Origin of the sequence: Quisquiliibacterium transsilvanicum, from assembly GCF_014202215.1 — a bacterium.
GTDB lineage: Bacteria > Pseudomonadota > Gammaproteobacteria > Burkholderiales > Burkholderiaceae_E > Quisquiliibacterium > Quisquiliibacterium transsilvanicum.
On record NZ_JACHGB010000006.1, the window covers coordinates 193,509 to 213,522 of the forward strand.

The 20,014-nt window shown below is 72.0% G+C and carries 20 protein-coding genes and 1 riboswitch; of the genes, 16 read left to right on the forward strand and 4 right to left on the reverse strand.

Annotation, left to right across the window (positions count from 1 at the left end; genetic code table 11):
• The first annotated feature begins 2 nt into the window (after window positions 1-2).
• Both HNQ70_RS16000 and HNQ70_RS16005 read left to right on the forward strand, forming a co-directional pair.
• Complete coding sequence (locus HNQ70_RS16000; protein ID WP_183969539.1) at window positions 3-1,106, forward strand: alpha-hydroxy acid oxidase; 1,104 nt, start codon at window positions 3-5, stop codon at window positions 1,104-1,106.
• A 54-nt stretch (window positions 1,107-1,160) separates the two neighbouring features.
• Complete coding sequence (locus HNQ70_RS16005; RefSeq protein ID WP_183969541.1) at window positions 1,161-1,844, forward strand: Fe2+-dependent dioxygenase; 684 nt, start codon at window positions 1,161-1,163, stop codon at window positions 1,842-1,844.
• A 9-nt stretch (window positions 1,845-1,853) separates the two neighbouring features.
• Here the strand turns inward: HNQ70_RS16005 and pdxH are convergent, their stop codons facing one another.
• A complete protein-coding gene (gene pdxH, locus HNQ70_RS16010) occupies window positions 1,854-2,495 on the reverse strand; it encodes a pyridoxamine 5'-phosphate oxidase (protein ID WP_183969543.1) in 642 nt (213 codons plus the stop codon).
• Between the two features lie 108 nt (window positions 2,496-2,603).
• On the opposite strand from pdxH, the gene HNQ70_RS16015 reads away from it, so the two are divergent.
• The 6 genes from HNQ70_RS16015 (at window position 2,604) to HNQ70_RS16040 (ending at window position 8,930) form a co-directional block, all read left to right on the forward strand.
• A complete protein-coding gene (locus tag HNQ70_RS16015) occupies window positions 2,604-2,906 on the forward strand; it encodes a ComEA family DNA-binding protein (protein WP_183969546.1) in 303 nt (100 codons plus the stop codon).
• Between the two features lie 92 nt (window positions 2,907-2,998).
• Window positions 2,999-3,082: riboswitch (S-adenosyl-L-homocysteine riboswitch) on the forward strand.
• Window positions 3,083-3,162: 80 nt separating this feature from the next.
• The gene (ahcY, locus tag HNQ70_RS16020) at window positions 3,163-4,599 is read left to right on the forward strand and encodes an adenosylhomocysteinase (protein ID WP_183969547.1); all 1,437 of its coding nucleotides are present in this window, start codon (window positions 3,163-3,165) and stop codon (window positions 4,597-4,599) included.
• Between the two features lie 13 nt (window positions 4,600-4,612).
• Complete coding sequence (locus HNQ70_RS16025) at window positions 4,613-5,389, forward strand: TlyA family RNA methyltransferase (RefSeq protein ID WP_183969549.1); 777 nt, start codon at window positions 4,613-4,615, stop codon at window positions 5,387-5,389.
• The gene (metF, locus tag HNQ70_RS16030; protein ID WP_183969551.1) at window positions 5,386-6,210 is read left to right on the forward strand and encodes a methylenetetrahydrofolate reductase [NAD(P)H]; all 825 of its coding nucleotides are present in this window, start codon (window positions 5,386-5,388) and stop codon (window positions 6,208-6,210) included. The genes HNQ70_RS16025 and metF overlap by 4 nt, the downstream gene beginning before the upstream one ends.
• 183 nt (window positions 6,211-6,393) lie before the next feature.
• On the forward strand, window positions 6,394-7,095 hold the full coding sequence (locus HNQ70_RS16035; protein ID WP_183969553.1) for a PEP-CTERM sorting domain-containing protein: 702 nt from the start codon (window positions 6,394-6,396) through the stop codon (window positions 7,093-7,095).
• A gap of 185 nt (window positions 7,096-7,280) precedes the next feature.
• A complete protein-coding gene (locus tag HNQ70_RS16040) occupies window positions 7,281-8,930 on the forward strand; it encodes a cyclic di-GMP phosphodiesterase (RefSeq protein WP_183969555.1) in 1,650 nt (549 codons plus the stop codon).
• On the opposite strand, the gene HNQ70_RS16045 is transcribed toward HNQ70_RS16040, so the two are convergent.
• Window positions 8,887-9,402 carry a 5-formyltetrahydrofolate cyclo-ligase gene (locus tag HNQ70_RS16045; RefSeq protein WP_183969557.1) on the reverse strand — a complete coding sequence of 172 codons (516 nt, stop codon included), beginning with the start codon at window positions 9,400-9,402 and terminating at the stop codon, window positions 8,887-8,889. The two genes, HNQ70_RS16040 and HNQ70_RS16045, sit on opposite strands and share 44 nt — an antisense overlap.
• A gap of 65 nt (window positions 9,403-9,467) precedes the next feature.
• Here HNQ70_RS16045 and HNQ70_RS16050 point away from each other — a divergent pair, with 65 nt between their 5' ends.
• The 4 genes from HNQ70_RS16050 (at window position 9,468) to HNQ70_RS16065 (ending at window position 14,493) form a co-directional block, all read left to right on the forward strand.
• Window positions 9,468-11,474, forward strand: coding sequence for a lytic transglycosylase domain-containing protein (locus HNQ70_RS16050; RefSeq protein ID WP_183969559.1), 2,007 nt, complete (start codon window positions 9,468-9,470; stop codon window positions 11,472-11,474).
• A 142-nt stretch (window positions 11,475-11,616) separates the two neighbouring features.
• Window positions 11,617-12,576 carry a complex I NDUFA9 subunit family protein gene (locus HNQ70_RS16055; protein ID WP_183969561.1) on the forward strand — a complete coding sequence of 320 codons (960 nt, stop codon included), beginning with the start codon at window positions 11,617-11,619 and terminating at the stop codon, window positions 12,574-12,576.
• Window positions 12,577-12,590: 14 nt separating this feature from the next.
• A complete protein-coding gene (locus HNQ70_RS16060; RefSeq protein WP_183969563.1) occupies window positions 12,591-13,265 on the forward strand; it encodes a glutathione S-transferase family protein in 675 nt (224 codons plus the stop codon).
• Window positions 13,266-13,278: 13 nt separating this feature from the next.
• Complete coding sequence (locus HNQ70_RS16065) at window positions 13,279-14,493, forward strand: multifunctional CCA addition/repair protein (protein WP_183969565.1); 1,215 nt, start codon at window positions 13,279-13,281, stop codon at window positions 14,491-14,493.
• A 13-nt stretch (window positions 14,494-14,506) separates the two neighbouring features.
• On the opposite strand, the gene HNQ70_RS16070 is transcribed toward HNQ70_RS16065, so the two are convergent.
• Window positions 14,507-14,698: a DUF2905 domain-containing protein gene (locus HNQ70_RS16070; protein ID WP_183969567.1), complete on the reverse strand. Its 192-nt coding sequence runs from the start codon at window positions 14,696-14,698 to the stop codon at window positions 14,507-14,509.
• Window positions 14,699-14,735: 37 nt separating this feature from the next.
• The gene (locus HNQ70_RS16075; RefSeq protein ID WP_183969569.1) at window positions 14,736-15,980 is read right to left on the reverse strand and encodes an SAM-dependent methyltransferase; all 1,245 of its coding nucleotides are present in this window, start codon (window positions 15,978-15,980) and stop codon (window positions 14,736-14,738) included.
• A 104-nt stretch (window positions 15,981-16,084) separates the two neighbouring features.
• Between HNQ70_RS16075 and HNQ70_RS16080 the strand changes: the two genes are divergently transcribed.
• The 4 genes from HNQ70_RS16080 to ubiB all read left to right on the forward strand — a co-directional run bounded on the left by HNQ70_RS16080 (window position 16,085) and on the right by ubiB (window position 20,002).
• Window positions 16,085-16,909: an SDR family oxidoreductase gene (locus tag HNQ70_RS16080; protein WP_183969571.1), complete on the forward strand. Its 825-nt coding sequence runs from the start codon at window positions 16,085-16,087 to the stop codon at window positions 16,907-16,909.
• A 70-nt stretch (window positions 16,910-16,979) separates the two neighbouring features.
• A complete protein-coding gene (locus HNQ70_RS16085; RefSeq protein WP_183969573.1) occupies window positions 16,980-17,369 on the forward strand; it encodes a dihydroneopterin aldolase in 390 nt (129 codons plus the stop codon).
• A gap of 31 nt (window positions 17,370-17,400) precedes the next feature.
• Complete coding sequence (ttcA, locus tag HNQ70_RS16090) at window positions 17,401-18,387, forward strand: tRNA 2-thiocytidine(32) synthetase TtcA (protein WP_183969575.1); 987 nt, start codon at window positions 17,401-17,403, stop codon at window positions 18,385-18,387.
• A gap of 52 nt (window positions 18,388-18,439) precedes the next feature.
• Window positions 18,440-20,002 carry a ubiquinone biosynthesis regulatory protein kinase UbiB gene (ubiB, locus tag HNQ70_RS16095; RefSeq protein WP_183969577.1) on the forward strand — a complete coding sequence of 521 codons (1,563 nt, stop codon included), beginning with the start codon at window positions 18,440-18,442 and terminating at the stop codon, window positions 20,000-20,002.
• Window positions 20,003-20,014: the final 12 nt, after the last annotated feature.

A 20,014-nucleotide genomic window follows, 5' to 3' on the forward strand; every position in this document is an offset into this window, starting at 1 on the left:
CGATGCCTGCCCGGCTCCCCGACGGAATCCACTGCGCAGCCGACTACTCGAGGCTGGCCGCCGGGGCGATCGACGCCCCGACGCTCGCGTACATCGACGGCGGCAGCGGCGAGGACCGCACCCTCGCCGCCAACCGGGCCGCCTTCGGGCGGCTCGGCCTCGTTCCCCGCCTGCTGCCGGATCTGCGCGGGGCGCAAACCCGCCTGAGCCTGCTCGGCCAGGAGCTCGCCCACCCGATCCTGCTGGCCCCGGTCGCGTACCAGGCGCTCGCGCACCCGCGCGCAGAGATCGAGACCGCCCGCGGCGCCGCCGCGGCCGAAGCGTGCATGGCCTGCAGCACGCTGTCCTCGGCCAGCCTCGAGGAGGTCGCCGCGCATGCCGGCCCGCAGCGCTGGTTCCAGCTCTATTTCCAGCCGCAGCGCGCTGCCACGCTCGACCTGGTCAGGCGCGCCGAGGCGGCCGGCTACACCGCACTGGTGGTCACGCTGGACGCCGCGATCCAGGCGCCCAGCCTGCGCGCGCTGCGCGCCGGCTTCCGCATGCCGGCCGGCCTGCGGGCGGCGAACCTGGCCGACTACCCGCCCACTCCGCCCAAGTCGCCCGCGCCCTTGCCCGGCGCGAGCCGCATCTTCCAGGCTGCGACACGCGACGCCACCACCTGGGCGGATCTCGACTGGCTGGCAGCGCAGACCTCGCTGCCGCTGCTGGTCAAGGGCGTGCTGCATCCCGAGGACGCCGGCCTCGCGCTCGACCACGGCGCAGCCGGCCTGGTGGTCTCCAATCACGGCGGGCGCACGATCGACGGCGCTCCCGCCAGCCTCTCGGTGCTGCCGTCGATCCGCCAGGCGGTCGGCCCCGGCTGCCCGCTGCTGCTCGACGGCGGCGTGCGCAGCGGCGCCGGCGCCTTCAAGGCGATCGCGCTGGGCGCCGACGCGGTGATGGTGGGCCGGCTGCAGGTCCATGCGCTGGCCGTGGCCGGCGCGCTCGGCGTGGCGCACATGATCCGGCTGCTGCGCGAGGAGCTCGAGCTCTGCATGGCCGCCACCGGCTGCCGGACGCTCGCCGACATCCACGACGGACTGATCCACCGCTTCCATGACTACTAGCCCCGCCAGGGGCCTGCGGCCAGCCCGATCCACCCATCTGACGGACCAGACCACATGCTCATCCCGATCGAAGGCGTGCTCCCTCCAGACGAGGTCCGAGAGTTCAGGCAGCGCCTGGACGCCGCCGAATGGCAAAACGGCGCGCAGACCGCGGGCACGCTGGCGAAGTCGGTCAAGCGCAACCTGCAGCTCGAGGACGGATCGGCGCTGGCCAGCGCGCTGGGCAAGCAGGTGCTGCGCCGTCTGGGCGCGCATCCGCTCTTCGTGTCCGCGGCGCTGCCGCGCCGGATCTTCCCGCCGAAGTTCAACCGCTACGCTGGCGGCGGCGCCTACGGCACGCATGTCGACAGCGCGCTGATGCAGGTGCCGGGCACCGACCTGACGGTGCGCAGCGACCTGTCCGCCACCCTTTTCCTGTGCGAGCCCGACGAATACGAAGGGGGCGAACTGGAGATCGACGGACCCTTCGGCGTGCAGAGCGTGAAGCTGCCCGCCGGCGATCTGGTGCTCTACCCGTCGAGCAGCCTGCACCGGGTGACGCCGGTGACGCGCGGCGCGCGAGTGGCCAGTTTCTTCTGGATCGAGAGCATGGTGCGCGACGACGGCGCGCGCGCGCTGCTGTTCGACCTGGACCAGTCGATCCAGGCGCTGACGCCCGCGGTGCGCGCCGACGATCCGCGCCTGCTGCGGCTCACCGGCGTCTACCACAACCTGCTGCGGCGCTGGGCGCTGACCTGAAGTCGCGGGCTAGGGCGCCAGCCGCTCCCGGTGCCAGCGCCCGTCCGGCAGCAGCCGGTAGCTCAGCCGGTCGTGCAGCCGCGAGGGCCGCCCCTGCCAGAACTCCCAGTATTCCGGGCTGAGCCTGAAGCCGCCCCAGTGCGGCGGGCGCGGCGGATGCAGCCCGAACTTCAGTCCGAACTCCGCGGCACGGGCCACCAGCACCGCGCGGGAGGAGATCGGGCGGCTCTGCTCGGAGGCCCAGGCGCCGATCCGCGAGGTGAGCGGGCGGGTCGCGAAATACTCGTCGGACTCGGCGGCTTCCACCCGCTCCACCGGCCCCTCGATGCGCACCACCCGCTCCAGTTCCACCCAGTGGAACTGCAGGGCCGCGAAGGGGTGCGCCGCCAGCTCGCGTCCCTTGCGGCTCTCGTAGTTGCTGAACCAGGTGAGGCCGCGCTCGTCGAAACCCTTGATGAGCACCACGCGGGTGGACGGCCGCCCGTCCTCGCCGACGGTGGCGACGGTCATCGCGTTGGGTTCGGGGACGCCGGAGCGGATGGCCTCGTCGAGCCAGTCGGAGAACTGGCGCAGCGGCACTTCGTGCGCGCTGCCTTCCTCGAGCTCGCCGCGCTCGTAGCTCTTGCGCAGGTCGGAGATGTTCTTGTCCATCGCGCCAGTTTAGTGCAGCGCCGGGCGTGCGCGCGTGCAACAGCCGGTGCCGCATCGGGCCGCCGCGGCATAGACTGACGTCTCCATGTCCCCCTGCCGGAGAACCGGATGAAGAAGACCCTGCTCGGACTGCTCGCCGCCCTTGCGATCGCCGCCGCGCCGCTTGCGCACTCGCCGGACGCCCGCGCCGCGGACCCCAAGGCGGCTCCCGCGCAGACGGGTGCCAAGCTCGACCTCAACAGCGCCAGCGCCGAAGAGCTCGCCACGCTCAAGGGCATCGGCCCGGTGCGCGCCGAGGCGATCGTCAAGGGACGACCCTACAAGGGCAAGGACGACCTGGTGCGCCGCAAGATCGTCCCGCAATCCGTGTACGACCAGATCCGCGAGGACGTCGTCGCGCGCCAGAAGTAGCGGCCCGCCCTCGCCGGGCAAGGCCTGCCCGGCATCGCCCGTACGCGCCGCCGGCCTGCACGCTGCGCGCCGGCCGACGCTATAATTCGCGCGTTCCCGAGGAGCGCTGCAACGGCCGCCGTGGTCACGGCCGCCGCCAGGCTCGGGTTCCCGATGCAAAACGGCGCTCGTCGATCCGTGACCCGGTCACGGCGAACGAGCCCGGCCCCTGGCCTCCCTGCCTTCGCCCGACCGGTCACTTTTTGATGGAGTGACCATGTCCGCCGTACCCAAGACCCCCGAGTTCACCGATTTCCGCGTCGCCGACCTTTCGCTCGCCGATTGGGGCCGCAAGGAGATCCGCATCGCCGAGACCGAGATGCCCGGCCTGCTGGCGATCCGCGACGAGTACGCCGCCGCCCAGCCGCTGAAGGGCGCGCGCATCACCGGCTCGCTGCACATGACCATCCAGACCGCGGTGCTGATCGAGACGCTGGTCGCGCTCGGCGCCCAGGTCCGCTGGGCCTCGTGCAACATCTTCTCCACGCAGGACCATGCCGCGGCCGCGATCGCCGCCGCCGGCATCCCCGTGTTCGCGGTCAAGGGCGAGACCCTGGACGAGTACTGGGACTACACGCACCGCATCTTCGAATGGGCCGACGGCAAGCTCTCGAACATGATCCTGGACGACGGCGGCGACGCCACGCTGCTGCTGCACCTGGGCACGAAGGCCGCGAAGGATCCGTCGGTGCTCGACAACCCCAAGGGCGACGAGGAGACCTCGCTGTTCGCGTCGATCCGCCGCCAGCTCGCGAAGGACCCGTCCTGGTACGAGCAGCGCCTCGACGCGATCGTCGGCGTCACCGAGGAAACCACCACCGGGGTCAAGCGCCTCTACCAGATGTCGGCCAAGGGCGAGCTCGCCTTCCGCGCGATCAACGTCAACGACTCGGTCACCAAGAGCAAGTTCGACAACCTCTACGGCTGCCGCGAGTCGCTGGTCGACGGCATCAAGCGCGCCACCGACGTGATGATCGCCGGCAAGGTCGCGGTCGTCGCGGGCTACGGCGACGTGGGCAAGGGTAGCGCCCAGGCGCTGCGCGCGCTGTCGGCACAGGTGTGGATCACCGAGTGCGACCCGATCTGCGCGCTGCAGGCCGCGATGGAAGGCTATCGCGTGGTCACGATGGAATACGCCGCCGACAAGGCCGACATCTTCGTCACCGCCACCGGCAACAAGGACGTGATCACCCACGACCATATGCGCGCGATGAAGGACCAGGCGATCGTCTGCAACATCGGCCACTTCGACAACGAGATCGAGGTCGCTTCGCTGCGCCAGTACCGCTGGGAGAACATCAAGCCGCAGGTCGACCACATCATCTTCCCGGCCGAGGGCGGCAAGCCCGAGAGGCGCATCATCCTGCTCGCCGAGGGCCGGCTGGTGAATCTGGGCTGCGCCACCGGGCACCCGTCCTACGTGATGAGCTCCTCGTTCGCGAACCAGACCATCGCGCAGATCGAGCTCTGGTCGCACAAGGACTTCTACGAGCGCGGCAAGGTCTACGTGCTGCCCAAGCACCTCGACGAGAAGGTGGCGCGGCTGCAGCTGCGGAAGCTGAACGCGACGCTCACCGAGCTCACGCCGGAGCAGGCCGCCTACATCGGCGTGCCGCTCGAAGGGCCGTACAAGCCCGACGCGTACCGTTACTGATCGGGGCCTCCCGTTGCGCGCAGACCAGTTGCTGGTGAAGTGCGGCCTTGCTGACTCGCGCACGCTGGCCCGCCGGATGATCGAGTCCGGCCGGGTCAGCGCGGACGGCACGCCGGTCCGCAAGCCGTCCACGGAACTCGACGAGGACGCAAGGCTTGCGGTGACCGCAGGCGAAGAGGACCGCTACGTCTCGCGCGGCGGGCTGAAGCTGGCCGGCGCGCTGGCCGCGGCCGGCGTCGAGCCGCGCGGGCTGGTGTGCCTGGACGTTGGCCAGTCCACCGGCGGCTTCACCGACTGCCTGCTGCAGTCGGGCGCCACGCGGGTGGTCGGCGTCGACGTGGGCCACGGCCAGCTGCATCCGCGGCTTGCCGGCGACCCGCGGCTGGCCTGCATCGAGGGCGTCAACGCCCGCGCGCTGGATGCCGCTGCGCTCGGCGCGCAGATGCCCGAGGGCGGCTTCGGCCTGGTCGTGATCGACGTGTCCTTCATCTCGCTGACGCTGGTGCTCCCGCCGCTGGCCGCGCTGGTCGCGCCCGGCGCGCAGCTGCTGGCGCTGGTCAAGCCGCAGTTCGAAGTCGGGCGTGCCGGTCTCGACCGCCGCGGGCTGGTGAAGTCGCCGGCGCTCTACGAGGGCGTGCGCGAGACGGTCACCGACTGCGCGCGGCGCTCCGGCTGGGCCCCACTGGCCTGGCTGGACAGCCCGATCGCAGGCGGCGACGGCAACCGCGAGTTCTTTCTGCATGCGCAGCGCGCGCCCGCGCTGCACGCTTCCCCGGAATCCGACAGATGACCCCGAACGTCAGTTTCGAGTTCTTCCCCCCCAACACCCCCGAGGGCGCGGTCAAGCTGCGCGCGACCCGCGCCGCGCTGGCCGAGGCGGCCCCGGAGTTCTTCAGCGTCACCTACGGCGCGGGCGGCGCCACCCGCGACAAGACCCTCGCGGTGGTCGAGGAGATCGCGGCCGAGGGCCGCGCAGTGGCGCCCCACCTGTCGTGCATCGGCGCCACCCGCGAATCGCTGCGCGAACTGCTCGAGCTGTACCGCGGCCACGGCATCCGCCGCCTGGTGGCGCTGCGCGGCGACCTGCCCTCGGGCATGGTCGACCACGGCGATTTCCGCTACGCCAGCGAGCTGGTGGAATTCGTTCGCGCCGAGACCGGCGACTGGTTCCGCATCGAGGTGGCCGCCTACCCGGAGATGCATCCGCAGGCGCGCACGCCCGCCGAGGACCTGCAGGCCTTCGTCGCCAAGGTGCGCGCCGGCGCCGATTCGGCGATCACCCAGTACTTCTTCAACGCCGATGCGTTCTTCCGGTTCCGCGACGATGCGCTCGCCGCCGGAGTGGACGTGCCTATCGTGCCGGGCATCATGCCGATCACCAATTTCACCCAGCTGGCCCGCTTCTCCGAGTCCTGCGGCGCCGAGCTGCCGCGCTGGGTGCGGGTGCGCCTGGCCAGCTTCGGCGACGACCGCGAGGCGATCCGGGCCTTCGGCTTCGAGGTGGTGGCCGACCTCTGCCGACGGCTGGTCGCCGGCGGCGTGCCTGCGCTGCACTTCTACACGCTGAACCAGGCCCAGCCCAGCCTGGACCTCTGGCAGGCGGCGCGTTGACGGACCGGCCATGCGCCGCCGACCTGTCGGCGGCGCTTACACTTGCTCCGGTGCGCCGCCTCGCCATGGCTCCAACCCCCTGAATCGATGGGCGTTTTCCGATCTGGCACGTCATGTGCTTCAGCTGTCGCTCAATGCTGTGACACGCCCGTGTCCATGCAATGATCGACACGGAGAACGAACATGAAGCGCACGATGATGAGCCTGGCCGCTGCGGCGATGATTGCCTTGCCGGCGGTGGCGAATGCCATCAACGTCAAGGTGACGATGACCGTCGACAACTCGTATGCGCTTTTCTACGGCACGGGCACGCAGGCGACCAACTTCGTCGGCGCCGACTACAACTGGCAAGCGGTCGAGACCTACAACTTCGACCTGCCGGCCGACCGCTACCTCTACGTGGTCACCGCATCGGACCTGTCCGTCGCCCAGGGCTTCCTCGGGCAGTTCGAGAACCTGGACAGCGGCTACAAGTTCTACAGCAACGACCCCCAGTGGCAGGTCATGGCCACGGGCCTCGGCAATACCGGCGCGCCCTATTCCGGCTCCGTCGCCGACCTGGCGCTCCTGTCGCAGGAAATCCAGGATGCAAACGGCGGCGGCAACGTCTCGCAGGGCTGGACCGGGCTGACCGCCGGCCCTGGCAATGGCTCGGACCCCTGGGGATCCCAGGCCGGCATCGACGCCGCCGCCCGCTGGGTGTGGTACAGCGCCAACGGAGATACGGATCCGACGAGCCCCGGGTTCAACCATGGCGAGTGGCTCGTCTTCCGCATCGCGGTGGCATCCACCCCGACCGAGCCTGTGCCCCTCCCGGGGACCGTTGCGCTGCTGGGCGCCGGCCTGGCGGGTGTCGGGCTGCTCCGCCGCAGGCCCGCTGCCTGAGCACAGCAACCGCGCGCTGAGCGCGCCCCGAGCGCCGAGGGACCAGGAGAGGAGCCGCCGCTGGCTCGCAGACACGGCCCGTCCATCGGTTGGACCCGTGCCGGGCGACGGACGGCGGGTTCCCCCCCTGTCACCTGCGGGCCGGGCATGGCTACCATCCGACCACGTAACCCGTGGCGCAGCCCATGTCCCCCGAAACCCCGACCCGGCCCCGCACCGAACGCCAGCATGCACGCCCGCTCTCCAGCCAGCGGCGCCTGCGCGTGGCCGCCGCTCACCTGCGCCTCGGGATGTTCGTCTCCGACCTCGACCGTCCCTGGTCGGACACGCCCTTCCTGATCCATGGCTTCGCGATCGACAGCAAGATCGAACTGAGCACGCTGCGCCGGTACTGCCGGCACGTGCACGTCGATCTCGAGCGCTCGACCCAGGAGTCGGCCGACCTGCTGCGCGCGATCGGGCCGCTGGGACTTGAGAGCGGCGACGGCGCGCCGGACACGCTGACCGACGCGCCGGACGAGCCCGCGGCTGCGGCCGCGGCCGACGGCGGCGACACGCAGGCGCAGGCGGCCGGCGACGGACCCCGAGCCCGCGCGCCGGCACGCACCTTCCGCGCGCGCTCCGACGTTCACATCTCGCGCGACACCCGTCGGCGCTTCCGGGAACTGGTCGACGGCCGCCCGCCCGAGGGTGCGCGGGCCGGCCCGGACACCCTCGCAGGGCGGGCGCTCGGCCGGATCAGGGGGCTGTTCGGCGCCGGCGGCGAACGCGCGCGCGCCGGCGCCGTGACGCTGCCCCGCGCGCTGCGCGAAGAGCTCGTGGCGTCGCTGCCCGCTGGCGAGCGGCTGCGCGCCTGGCCCGTCCGGCATGGCGCCCGCGAAGAGATGCCGCGCGCGCGCCAGGCGCACGCCCGCGCCGAAAAGACGCTCGGCGCGCTGTTCGAACAGGTCCGCGCCGGCAACGCACCGCGCCTCGATCAGCTCGAAGTCGATGCCCGCCATCTCGCCGACAGCATGGCGGACAACCCCGACGCGCTGCTGTGGGTGTCCCACCTGCGCGACGAACTGCTCTCGGCCCACCAGCAGGGCCTGCGGGTGGGGCTCTACATGGCGGCGCTGGCGCGCCGGCTGGGCCTGCCGCGCGAGGCGATGGCGCAGGCGGCGATGGTGGGCATGCTCGCCGACATCGGCAAGACCCGGCTGCCCCGTGCGCTGCTGGAGAAGCCCGGCATGCTGAACCCCGCCGAGTACGGCATCGTCAAGGAGCACGTCCGCCTGGGCCTGGACCTGCTCGGCGCGGCCGGCGGGCTTGCCGCCGGGGTGGCCCGCGGCATCGCCGAGCATCATGAACGTCTCGACGGCAGCGGCTATCCGAAGGGGCTGGGCGACGGCGCCATCGGCGCCTTCGGCCGGATGGCCGCGATCGCCGACAGCTATGCCGGGCTCACCATGCCGCGCGCCTATGCCAGCCCGCTCGCCCCGCAGGACGCGCTGATGAACCTGTTCCAGTGGGGCGGGAGCTCCTTCGACGCCGCGCTGGTGGAGGAATTCGTCCGCGCGATCGGCGTGTTCCCGGTGGGCACCCTGGTCGAGCTGTCCGGAGGCGAGGTCGCAGTGGTGCGCGAGCAGGATCCGCAGCGGCCGCTCTCGCCGCGCATCCGGCTGCTCACCTGGCCGGACCGCCGGCCGCTCGCAGTGTCCCTCGAGGTCGACCTGCCGCCGCGCGCCCGCCAGGACGCCACGAGCGGGCCGGGCCGCATCGCCCGGGGCCTGGCCAGCGGCTCGGTGCGGATCAACCGGACGGCGCGGACCTCCGAAGAACCCTCCGCTCGGTGATCACCCAGTCCAGCGGCAGGTCGTGCTCGTGCGGGACGAAACCGCGCACCTCGCAGCAGTCGTAGGCAACCCCGACGGTCAGCGCGCCGGGCAGCTGCTCGAGCGTGCGATCGTAGTAGCCGCCGCCGTAGCCCAGCCGGAAGCAGCGGGCGTCGAAACCGAGGCAGGGAATCACCAGCAGCTGCGGCGTCACCGGCTCCGGATCGTCCGGATGCAAGGTTCCGAATGGCCCCGGCACCAGCGGCGTACCCGGCCTCCAGCGCGTGAAGACCAGCGGCGCCTCGCTGGCCACCACCCGCGGCAGTGCCACCTGCAGCCCGTCCGCATGCCAGCGCGCCATCACCGCCTCGAAGTCGGGCTCATCCTTCATCGCCCAGTAGCCGGCAAGCACCTGCCGACCGCTTTCCGCCACCAGTTCACGCAGCCGCGCGCCGAGCCCTGCTGCGGCCTCCAGACGCCCCGGTCCGCCCATCGCGGCGCGCCGCGCGCGCAGCTCCCGGCGCGCCGCGGCCCGGTCGCCGGCCTCGATCGGCTCGCATGCTATCGTTTGCGATGATGTCTTATTCCCGTGCACTGCTGCCCCTCCTGCTGGCGGCCATTCTAGGGCTCGGCGCCGGCGACGGCCTCGCGCAATCCTCGGCCAGGCGTTCGGCCCAGGCGGTTCCGGCCACACCCGACGAGGCCATCGTGCAGGCCCGCCACGCCGCCGCGCGCGGCGACCGTGCCCGCTTCGAGCTCGCCGCCGCCCAGGCCGCCGGCCACCCGCTATCGGGCTACCTGGACTACTGGCGGCTGCGCCTTCGCCTGTCGGAGCCATCCGCCAGCGGGCGCGACTCCAGGTCCGGCAGCGACGGCGGCGCCGACGCCGACATCCGCGCGTTCATCGAGCGGCAGCCCGACAGCCTGGTCGCCGACCTGCTCCGGCGCGACTGGATGCTGGACCTCGGCCGCCGCGGCGCATGGAAGATCTTCGACGAGCAGTACGCCCAGTGGATCCTCCGCGACGACACAGCGGTGCACTGCCGCGGCTGGCAGGGCGCTGCCGCGCGCGGCGGCGCCCTGCCCCGCGAGGCCGAGGACACTCTTTTCAAGCCCCGCGACCAGGGCGAGGCCTGCGGCGCGCTGATCGAGGCCCTGGCCCGCGACGGCACGCTCACGCCGGCAGACCTCAGGCGCCTGCTGCGCGTCTCGCTGGAGGCGAACGCCCCCACGTCCATCCGCCGCGTCGGAACGCTGCTCGAACTCCCCGCCAGCGAGCTCGACGCCGCGCTCGAGCGCCCGGCGGTGGCGCTGCGCACGGCGTCCTCGCCCGAGATCGCGCTGATCGCCGCGGTGCGGCTGGCGCGCCAGGATCCGGAGCGGGCGGTCGCCGCCCTCGAGGACGCCCGCATGCTCGGCGCCACGGACCGCTCCTTTGCGCTGTCCCAGGCGGCAGCGCACGCGATGCGCCGGCTGATGCCGCAGGCGCTGCAGTGGACCCGGCAGTCGCTGGACGCCCAGGTCTCGGACGAGACCCTGGACTGGCTGGCGCGCGCTGCGCTGCGCGACTCCGACTGGCGCACGCTTCATGCGGTGATCGAGAAGATGAGCCTCGCGAACCGCCGCGAGCCGGCCTGGGTCTACTGGCATGCCCGCGCGCACCAGGCGCTGGGCCGGCCCGAGCAGGCGCAGGCTGCGCTGCGCTCCATCGCCGGGCAGTTCCACTTCTACGGCCAGCTGGCCGCCGAGGAACTCGGCCAGCTCACCGTCACCCCCCCGTCGGCGCCGCGTCCCACCGACGAGGAGTTCGCAGCGCCGGCGCGCAACCCGGGCTTCGCCCGCGCGCTGAAGTTCTACGAGCTGGGCCTGCGCTTCGAGGGCAACCGCGAGTGGAACTACCAGCTGCGCGGCATGGACGACCGCCAGCTGCTGGCCGCCGCCCACTGGGCCTGCCGGAAATCGGTGCTCGACCGCTGCGTGAACACCGCCGACCGCACCCGCCAGGAGCATGACTTCAGCCTGCGCTTCGTCACCCCGTTCCTGGAGCAGCTCCAGCCGGCCGCCCGCGAGCGCGAGCTCGACCCGGCCTGGGTCTACGGCCTGATCCGCCAGGAGTCGCGCTTCATCATGAACGTGCGCTCCTCGGCCAACGCGCAGGGGCTGATGCAGATCATCCCGCCGACCGCACGCTGGATCGCGCGCAAGCTCGGCGTCACCGACTTCCGGCTCGAGGACCTGAACACAATCGAGACCAACCTGAGCTTCGGCACCTTCTACCTGAAGAACGTGCTGGACGACCTCGACGGCTCGCCGGTGCTGGCCTCGGCCGGCTACAACGCGGGCCCCAACAGGCCGCGCAGCTGGCGCAACACGCTGCCCGGCAAGGTCGAGGGCGCGGTGTTCGCCGAGATCATCCCGTTCACCGAGACCCGCGACTACGTCAAGAACGTGCTGTCCAATGCCACTTTCTATGCGGCGCTGCTGAGCGGCGAGCCCCAGTCGCTCAAGCGGCGCCTGGGCAGCGTCGCGCCCTCGTCGTCCGCCGGCCGCGCCGACCTGCCCTGACGCGAGACGGCCCCGGGCGGGGGCCAGCGTGGCGCGCGTGACGTCTCCCGAGTGACCCGCGCCGGGATCGATCGCCTAGAATGACGGTCATTGCGGGCGCGCCGCGCCCGCTCCGCCAGCCACAGACACGCGTCCCAATCCCATGAAACCGTCCCGCATCCTGATCGTCGGGGGCTCGGGCTTCCTCGGCCGCCACCTCACCGCCCGGCTCTCCGCGCAGAACCGCCGCGTCATCGTCCCGAGCCGCCGCGCCGAGCGCGCGCGCCACATCCTGATGCTGCCGACCGGACGGCTGGTGGACCTCGCCGCCCCGGACGCTCCCAGCCTGGAGTCGCTGGTGGCGGACAGCGACGCGGTGGTCAACCTGGCTGGCATCCTGCACGGCAGCTGGGGCGACCCCTACGGCCGGGAATTCGCGCAGACGCACGTCGAGCTGCCGCGCCGGCTCGCGGAGGTCTGCGCCAGCACCGGCGTGCGCAGGCTGGTCCACGTGTCCGCGCTGGGCGTCTCCGACGACCCCGCCGCGCCGGGCCCCTCGATGTACCTGCGCTCCAAGGCCGACGGCGAGCGCGCCATCCGCGCCGTCGAAGGCGTCGACTGGACCATCCTGCGGCCGTCCGTGGTGTTCGGCCCCGAAGACAGCTTCCTCAACGCCTTCGCAAAGCTGCAGCGCGTCTTCCCGGTGATCCCGCTGGCGCGCGCCGAGGCCCGCTTCCAGCCGGTGTTCGTCGGCGATGTCGCCCAGGCCATCGTCAATGCGCTGGACACCCCGGCGACCATCGGCAAGACCTACGAGCTCGCCGGTCCCGATGTGTTCACGCTGCGCGAGCTGGTCGAGCTGTCGGGCCGCTGGAGCGGCCACCCGCGCCCGGTCTGGCCGCTGGGCTACACCCTCGGCCAGCTGCAGGCCGGAGTGCTGGGCGCGCTGCCGCGCCCGATGATGTCGATGGACAACTTCGATTCGATGAGCATCGACAACGTCGCCAGCGGCCCGATCGCGCCCGAGCTGAACATCGTCCCCACCCCGCTCGCCTCGGTGGCGCCGAGCTACCTGCCGCAGCGCGTCCGCTACAACGACGAACGCGCGCAGGCGCGCCGCTGAGGAGCGCGCCCACGATGCCCGCCGAGCGGCCCACCCTCTACATCGGCAACCGCAACTACTCGTCGTGGTCGCTGCGGGCATGGCTGCTGATGCGCGAACTGGGCATCGACTTCGACGAGCATCCGCTGCGCCTCTTCAGCGAGGAGTTCCGCAGCGTGCTGGCGAAGGTGTCGCCGGTGGCCCGCGTGCCGCTGCTGGTGGACGATGGCCTGGCGATCTGGGAGTCGCTCGCCATCGTCGAGTACCTGGCCGAGCGCCATCCGCAGGCCGGCGTCTGGCCGGCCGACCCGCGCGAGCGCGCCCGCGCGCGCGCTGTGTGCGCCGAGATGCATGCGGGCTTCGGCAACCTGCGCAGCCGCATGCCGATGAACATCGAAGCCAGCCTGCCCGGCATGGGCTGGGACCTGGCGGTGCAGGCCGACATCGACCGCATCGTGTCGATCTGGACCGAGCTGCGCACCCTGCACGCGGCCAGGGGTCCCTTCCTGTTCGGCGAATTCTGCGCGGCGGATGCCTTCTTCGCGCCGGTGTGCTCGCGCTTCACCACCCACGCGGTTGCGCTGCCGCCGATCTGCGACCAGTACCGGCAGACGGTGCTGGCGCTGCCCGCGATGCGCGAATGGACCGACAAGGCGCTCGCCGAGCACTGCTTCCTGCCGGAAGACGAGCCCTACCGGCGCGCGCCCTGAAGCCGGGGGCGCCATGAAGTTCTACAGCGTCGGCGGCGCGGTCCGCGACGAACTCCTCGGCCTGCCGGTGAAGGACCACGACTGGGTGGTGGTCGGTGGCAGCCCGGAGCAGCTGATCGCGCTGGGCTTCACCCCGGTGGGCACCGACTTCCCGGTCTTCCTGCATCCCCGCACCCGCGAGGAGTACGCGCTGGCGCGCACCGAGCGCAAGGTGGCCCGCGGCTACCGAGGCTTTGCCGTCGACCACGCGCCCGACGTCACGCTGGAGGACGACCTGCGCCGGCGCGACCTCACCATCAACGCCATCGCCCGCGACGAGGACGGCACGCTGACCGATCCGCACGGCGGCCTGCGCGACCTGCAGGCCCGCGTGCTGCGCCACGTCAGCCATGCGTTCACCGAGGACCCGGTACGCATCCTCCGGCTGGCCCGTTTCGCCGCGCGCTTCACCGACTTCACGGTGGCCGACGAAACCATGGCGCTGATGCGCTGGATGGTCGGCGAGGGCGAGGTGGACGCGCTGGTGCCGGAACGGGTCTGGCAGGAGCTGGCGCGCGGGCTGATGGAGGCGAAGCCGTCGCGGATGTTCGAGGTGCTGCGCGAGAGCGGCGCGCTGGCGCGGATCTTCCCCGAGCTGGACCGGTTGTGGGGGGTGCCGCAGCGCGCCGACCACCACCCCGAGGTGGACACCGGCGTGCACACGATGCTGGTGCTCGATCACGCGGCCGGCCAGGGTCACGGCCTGGCGGTGCGTTTCGCCGCGCTCACCCACGACCTGGGCAAGGGCGAGACCCCGCAGGACGTGCTGCCCCGGCACATCGGCCACGAGGCGCGCTCGGTGCGGCTGGTGGAGCAGGCCTGCGAGCGGCTGCGCGCACCCACCGAGGTGCGCGACCTGGCGCGGATCGTCGCGGCGGAGCATGGCAACGTGCATCGCGCGCTGGAGCTGCGCCCGGCCACGCTGGTGAAGCTGCTCGAACGCATGGATGCGATGCGCCGGCCGGCGCGGGTCGAGGAGGTGCTGTCCGCCTGCGCAGCCGATTTCCGCGGCCGGCCCGGCTATGCCGACCGCCCCTATCCGCAGGCCGACCGGATCCGCGCAGCACTGGCCGCGGCCCGCTCGGTGGATGCCGGCGCGATCGCCAAGGCCACACCCAAGGGCGAGGCGATCCGCGAGCGGGTGCATGACGCCCGGGTGCGGGCAGTGGCGCAGGCGCTCGCGGACTGAGCTCAGCAGAGCGCTAGAGCAGCCGCGCCAATCCCGCGGCGAGCAGGGACAGCAGGATCGTCGATCCGATCGGCAGCGACCAGTCGCGGCCGAAGGCCCGGAAGTGCAGGTCGCCCGGCAGCCGGCCGATGCCCAGCTTCGCCAGCCAGGGACGCAGCCCCGAGAACACCACCATGGCCAGCACCGTCACCAGCAGCCACTTCATCGTTGCGCGCCCGCCCGCCGCCCGAGCTCCGGCACGTTCAGAGGCCTCCGCTGCGGTCCGAGCGCAGGAAGCCCAGCGCATCGCCCGGCAGCCCGCGCCCGAAGGCGATCGCCTTGAAGAGCTCGCCCATCTCGGCCTCGGAAATCAGCCGCTTCACGCCCTGGGTGAGCTTCAGGTACTCCGCCGCGGGCTCCATCGGGATCTCCTGCAGCCGCTCCACCAGGCCCAGGTTGAAGAGCAGCGCCGCCTGCGAGGTGTAGCCAAGCAGGTCCAGCCCGGCGCCGGCAGCAGCCTGCGCCACCGCCGAGAAGTCCACGTGCACCGTGAGGTCCTGCAGGCCCGGCAGCAGGAAGGGATCGCCGTGGGCGATGTGCCGGTAGTGGCACATCAGCGTGCCGAGCCGGCGCTGCGGGTGGTAGTACTCGCGCGCCGGGAAACCGTAGTCGACCAGCAGCAGCGCGCCGTGCCGCAGCCGGCCGGCCAGCTCCGCCACCCAGGCCTGCGCCTGCTCGCCGAGCTCGCTTTCGTAGTCGTCCGGCCAGTCGGCGCCCGCCTCCGCGATCGGCGCGGCGAGGCGCGCGCGCACCGCTGCCGCGAAGGCGGGATCGGCCGGCCGCTCGCGCCAGCCGAAGCGGACGCCGGCCGTGGCGCCGCCCGCCGTCACAGCGCCGTGCACCGCCGCGCCGCGCGCATCGCCCTCCTCCAGCCCCACCCCGCGCTCCAGCACCTGCCCGTCGCGCAGCCGGAACAGGCGCGCAGGAATCGCATCGAGCAGTTCGTTGCCGAGCACCACGCCCTCGATCTCGTCGGGCCAGCGGTCCAGCCACTGCACGCGCCCGGCCAGCGCCGGCGCGCGCGCTTCGATCGTGCGGCGCTGGCGCTCGCGCAGTTCGCCCGACAGCTCGACAATCCGGTAGTCCAGCTCCGCGTGCCCCAGCCGTTCCAGCTCCAGCAGCAGGTCGGCGGCCAGCGCGCCGCTGCCTGCGCCGAACTCGTGGATGCGCTGCGGCAGATGCCCGAACCACTGCGCGCACTGCCGCGCCAGGCAGGCGGCGAACAGCGGGCTGATCTCGGGTGCGGTGACGAAATCGCCGGCCGGGCCGAACTTCACGGCGCCGCCGCTGTAGTAGCCCAGGCCGGGCTCGTAGAGCGCCGCCTGCATGTAGGCGTCGAAGCCGATCCAGCCGCCGGCGGCGCGGATCCGCTGCGCGATGCGCCGGGAGAGGAGGTCGCTGGCCTGCTGCGCGGCCGCGTCGGGAACGGGGAACTCGATGCTGGTCACCCGGCGATTGTAGAGGGCTTCTGCATGGTTCCCCGGGGCTTTGCCGGTAAACTCCGGCGTCTTTCCCCGTGTTCCCGCCTCCGGAAACCGCACCCGCACAGGCGATGACCCAAGACCACCGATCCCCGGACTCCCGTCCCGACGCCGCGCCGCGCCGCGCCGCCGAGGCGGTGCCGCGCGTCGCCCTGGTCACCGGCGCGGCCCGCCGGCTGGGCCGCGAGGTTGCGCTCGGCCTGGCGCGCGCCGGCTGGGACATCGCGGTGCATTACGGGCGCTCCGCCGGCGATGCGCTGGCCACCGTCGACGAGATCCTCGCGCTCGGCCAGCGCGCAGTGGCGGTGCAGGCCGACCTGGCCGACGAAGCCGCCACCGCGGCGATGTTCGACGCAGCCCGCCAGGCGCTTGGCCCGATCGGCTGCCTGGTGAACAACGCCTCGCGCTTCGATTTCGACCGCCCCGAGGCCTTCGGCTACGCGGCGCTGGACGAGCACATGCGCCCCAACCTCGCAGCCCCGCTGCTGCTGGCGCGCCGGCTGCACGACCGGCTGGCGCCGGGCGAATGCGGCGTCGTGGTCAACCTGCTCGACCAGAAGCTGGACAATCTGAACCCCGACTTCTTCTCCTACACGCTGAGCAAGGCCGCGCTGGCCGCCGCCACCCGGATGATGGCGATGGCCTTCGCGCCCAGGGTGCGCGTGGTGGGCGTCTCGCCCGGCATCACCCTGGTCTCGGGCGACCAGACCGAGGCGGGCTTCGAGCGCGCGCACCGGCGGACCCCGCTGGGCGCCTCGTCGACCCCGCGCGACATCGTCGACGCCGTGATCTTCCTGGCCCAGGCGCCGGCGATCACCGGAGTCAACCTGCTGGTCGACGGCGGGCAGCACCTGATGCCGCTCGCCCGCGACGTGATGTACCTCGAAGACCAATGAGACCGACCGTGCTCCGGCACGACCTTTGCGGGCGGCGCCCGCTCAGCCCAAGCACCGAGATCCCCAGGCCGTGAACGCCCTCCTCGACCCCCGGCTCACCGACTGCCGGCGCATCTTCCTCCACGGGCTCGCGCTCGAGGCGTCCATCGGCTTCCACGACTTCGAACTCGAGGCCCGGCAGCGGGTGCTGATCAACGTCGACCTGTTCGTGCCGCTGCACGCCTCGCTGTCGCACAGTGACCACGTCTCCGAGACGCTCGACTACGACCTGATCCGGCGCGACATCAGCGAATGGGCCGGCTCGCGCCACTTCAACCTGCAGGAGACGCTGCTCGACGGCATCGTCGACCTGTGCATGGCCCAGCCCTCGGTGCGCGCGGTCCGCGCCAGCACCGAGAAGCCCGACATCTACCCCGACTGCCACACGGTGGGCGTCGAGGTGTTCCGCTTCCGGCCCTGAGCGGCAGGCGCAAGGCAAGGAGAGACCGACGATGAACGCAGACATCCGTCTCGACGCGGGCACCGACGAGGCCGCAGCCGACGCCCCGGAAGGCGCCGGCGCCGCAGCCGACGCCGCCACGCGCGCCGGGCAGAAGCTCGCCTACGAGCGCAACAAGCTGCACAAGCGGCTGCTGCGCCTGACCGGCCAGGCGATCGGCGACTTCGGCATGATCGAGGACGGCGACAAGGTGATGGTGTGCCTGTCCGGCGGCAAGGACAGCTACGCGCTGCTCGACCTGCTGGGCACCCTGCGCCAGCGCGCGCCCATCTCCTTCGAGCTGATCGCAGTCAACCTCGACCAGAAGCAGCCCGGCTTCCCCGAGCACGTGCTGCCCGACTACCTGCGCTCGATCGACGTCCCCTTCCACATCGAGAACCAGGACACCTACTCGATCGTGACGCGGGTGATTCCCGAGGGCCGCACGATGTGCTCGCTGTGCTCGAGGCTGCGCCGCGGCATCCTGTACCGGGTGGCCGACGAGCTGGGCGCGACCAAGATCGCGCTGGGCCATCACCGCGACGACATCCTCGAGACCTTCTTCCTGAACATGTTCTTCGGCGGCAAGCTCAAGGGCATGCCGGCCAAGCTGGTGTCCGACGACGGGCGCCACATGGTGATCCGGCCGCTGGCCTACGTGCAGGAATGCGACCTGGAGGACTACGCCCGCTGGCGCGAGTTCCCGATCATCCCCTGCAACCTGTGCGGCTCTCAGGAGAACCTCAAGCGGCGCGAGATCAAGCAGCTGATGCGCGAGTGGGAGAAGCGCTTCCCGGGCCGCGTGGAGAACATCGTCGCGTCGCTCACGCGCGTGGTGCCCTCGCACCTGATGGACCGCGAGCTGTTCGACTTCGCCGGGCTGCGGGCCACCGGCGAGCCGCGCGCCGACGGCGACATCGCCTTCGACGTGGACCCCGCCTTCGAGGGTCCGGCCGCCGCGGCAGCGCCGCCCGCGCGGCTGGTGGCCAGGAACGGCTGAAGCCCCGCCGTTACAATCGCTGCCGGTCCAACCCACCCCCCGCTCCCGCCCCGTGCGCCTGTTCCGACTCACCCGCATCCTGTTCGTGGCCTGGCGCTACGGCCTCGACGAGATCGCCGCGTCGGGCGCCGCGGCCACCTTCGGCTCGGGGGCGCTGCTGACCGTCTCGCGGATGCTGCGCTTCGGCAGGCGCCTGGATGCGCCGCGCGGCGAGCGGCTTCGGCTCGCGCTCGAGAGCCTGGGCCCCATCTTCGTGAAGTTCGGCCAGGTGCTGTCCACCCGGCGCGACCTGATGCCGCCCGACATCGCCGACGAGCTCGCCCGGCTGCAGGACCAGGTGCCGCCGTTCCCGAGCGCGCAGGCGATCGCCGCGGTGGAGCGCGAACTGGGCCGCAGCGTCGCCGAGATCTACGGCAGCTTCGAGCCGGAGCCGGTGGCGTCCGCGTCGATCGCCCAGGTGCACTTCGCCACCCTGAAGGACGGCACTCCGGTGGCAGTGAAGGTGCTGCGTCCCGGCATGGCCGGGGTGATCGACCGCGACCTGGCGCTGCTGCGGGTGGCCGGCGGACTGCTGGTGCGGGTGTCAGCCGACGCGCGCCGGCTGCGGCCGCTCGACGTCATCGACGAGTTCGACAAGTACCTGCACGACGAGCTCGACCTGATCCGCGAGGCCGCCAACGCCAACCAGCTGCGCCGCAACTTCGGGCGCTCCACGCTGCTGCGCGTGCCGGAGATGCACTGGGACTTCTGCACCACCGGCGTGCTGACCATGGAGCGCATGCACGGCATCCCCATCGGCCAGATCGAGCGGATGCGCGCCGCCGGCATCGACCTGAAGAAGCTCTCGCGCGATGGCGTGGAGATTTTCTTCACCCAGGTCTTCGAGCACGGCTTCTTCCATGCCGACATGCACCCGGGCAACATCCTGGTCGGCGACGTGGGCCCGGACTTCAACCGCTACATCGCGCTCGACTTCGGCATCGTCGGCACGCTCTCCGACACCGACAAGAACTACCTGGCCCAGAACTTCCTCGCCTTCTTCCGGCGCGACTACCACCGCGTGGCCGAGCTGCACGTGGAATCCGGCTGGGTGCCCCGCGATACCCGGGTGGAGGAGCTCGAGGGCGCCGTGCGCGCCTGCTGCGAGCCGGTCTTCGACCGCCCGCTCAAGGAGATCTCGCTGGGCCTGGTGCTGCTGCGGCTGTTCCAGGCGTCGCGCCGCTTCAACGTCGAGATCCAGCCGCAGCTGGTGCTGCTGCAGAAGACCCTGCTGAACATCGAAGGGCTGGGCCGCCAGCTCGACCCGGAGCTCGACCTGTGGGTCACCGCCAAGCCCTTCCTGGAGCGCTGGATGCAGGTGCAGGTGGGCCCCGCCGGCCTGCGCAAGCGCCTCGAGCAGGAGGCCGTGCAGTGGTCGCAGATGCTGCCCGAGCTGCCGCGGCTGGCGCACACCATCATCTCCCACCATGCGCGCCGCAGCACCCGCGACGGCGTGCAGCCCGTCTGGCTCGAGCCGCTGCTGCGCGAGCAGCGCCGCACCCGGCGGCTGCTGGGCGCCGGAGTGGCCGTGCTGGCGGCGCTGCTGGTGGCGCTGCTGCTGCGCCCGCCGGCCTGAGTCCCCTCAACC

Excerpts from the sequence above, each read along its gene's own strand:
- HNQ70_RS16000 (WP_183969539.1), top strand. The coding sequence starts at position 3 with ATGCCTGCCCGGCTCCCCGACGGAATCCACTGCGCAGCCGACTACTCG.
- HNQ70_RS16005 (WP_183969541.1), top strand. The coding sequence starts at position 1,161 with ATGCTCATCCCGATCGAAGGCGTGCTCCCTCCAGACGAGGTCCGAGAG.
- pdxH (WP_183969543.1), bottom strand. The coding sequence starts at position 2,495 with ATGGACAAGAACATCTCCGACCTGCGCAAGAGCTACGAGCGCGGCGAG.
- HNQ70_RS16015 (WP_183969546.1), top strand. The coding sequence starts at position 2,604 with ATGAAGAAGACCCTGCTCGGACTGCTCGCCGCCCTTGCGATCGCCGCC.
- ahcY (WP_183969547.1), top strand. The coding sequence starts at position 3,163 with ATGTCCGCCGTACCCAAGACCCCCGAGTTCACCGATTTCCGCGTCGCC.
- metF (WP_183969551.1), top strand. The coding sequence starts at position 5,386 with ATGACCCCGAACGTCAGTTTCGAGTTCTTCCCCCCCAACACCCCCGAG.
- HNQ70_RS16035 (WP_183969553.1), top strand. The coding sequence starts at position 6,394 with ATGAAGCGCACGATGATGAGCCTGGCCGCTGCGGCGATGATTGCCTTG.
- HNQ70_RS16040 (WP_183969555.1), top strand. The coding sequence starts at position 7,281 with ATGTCCCCCGAAACCCCGACCCGGCCCCGCACCGAACGCCAGCATGCA.
- HNQ70_RS16045 (WP_183969557.1), bottom strand. The coding sequence starts at position 9,402 with ATGGGCGGACCGGGGCGTCTGGAGGCCGCAGCAGGGCTCGGCGCGCGG.
- HNQ70_RS16050 (WP_183969559.1), top strand. The coding sequence starts at position 9,468 with ATGCTATCGTTTGCGATGATGTCTTATTCCCGTGCACTGCTGCCCCTC.
- HNQ70_RS16055 (WP_183969561.1), top strand. The coding sequence starts at position 11,617 with ATGAAACCGTCCCGCATCCTGATCGTCGGGGGCTCGGGCTTCCTCGGC.
- HNQ70_RS16060 (WP_183969563.1), top strand. The coding sequence starts at position 12,591 with ATGCCCGCCGAGCGGCCCACCCTCTACATCGGCAACCGCAACTACTCG.
- HNQ70_RS16065 (WP_183969565.1), top strand. The coding sequence starts at position 13,279 with ATGAAGTTCTACAGCGTCGGCGGCGCGGTCCGCGACGAACTCCTCGGC.
- HNQ70_RS16070 (WP_183969567.1), bottom strand. The coding sequence starts at position 14,698 with ATGAAGTGGCTGCTGGTGACGGTGCTGGCCATGGTGGTGTTCTCGGGG.
- HNQ70_RS16080 (WP_183969571.1), top strand. The coding sequence starts at position 16,085 with ATGACCCAAGACCACCGATCCCCGGACTCCCGTCCCGACGCCGCGCCG.
- ttcA (WP_183969575.1), top strand. The coding sequence starts at position 17,401 with ATGAACGCAGACATCCGTCTCGACGCGGGCACCGACGAGGCCGCAGCC.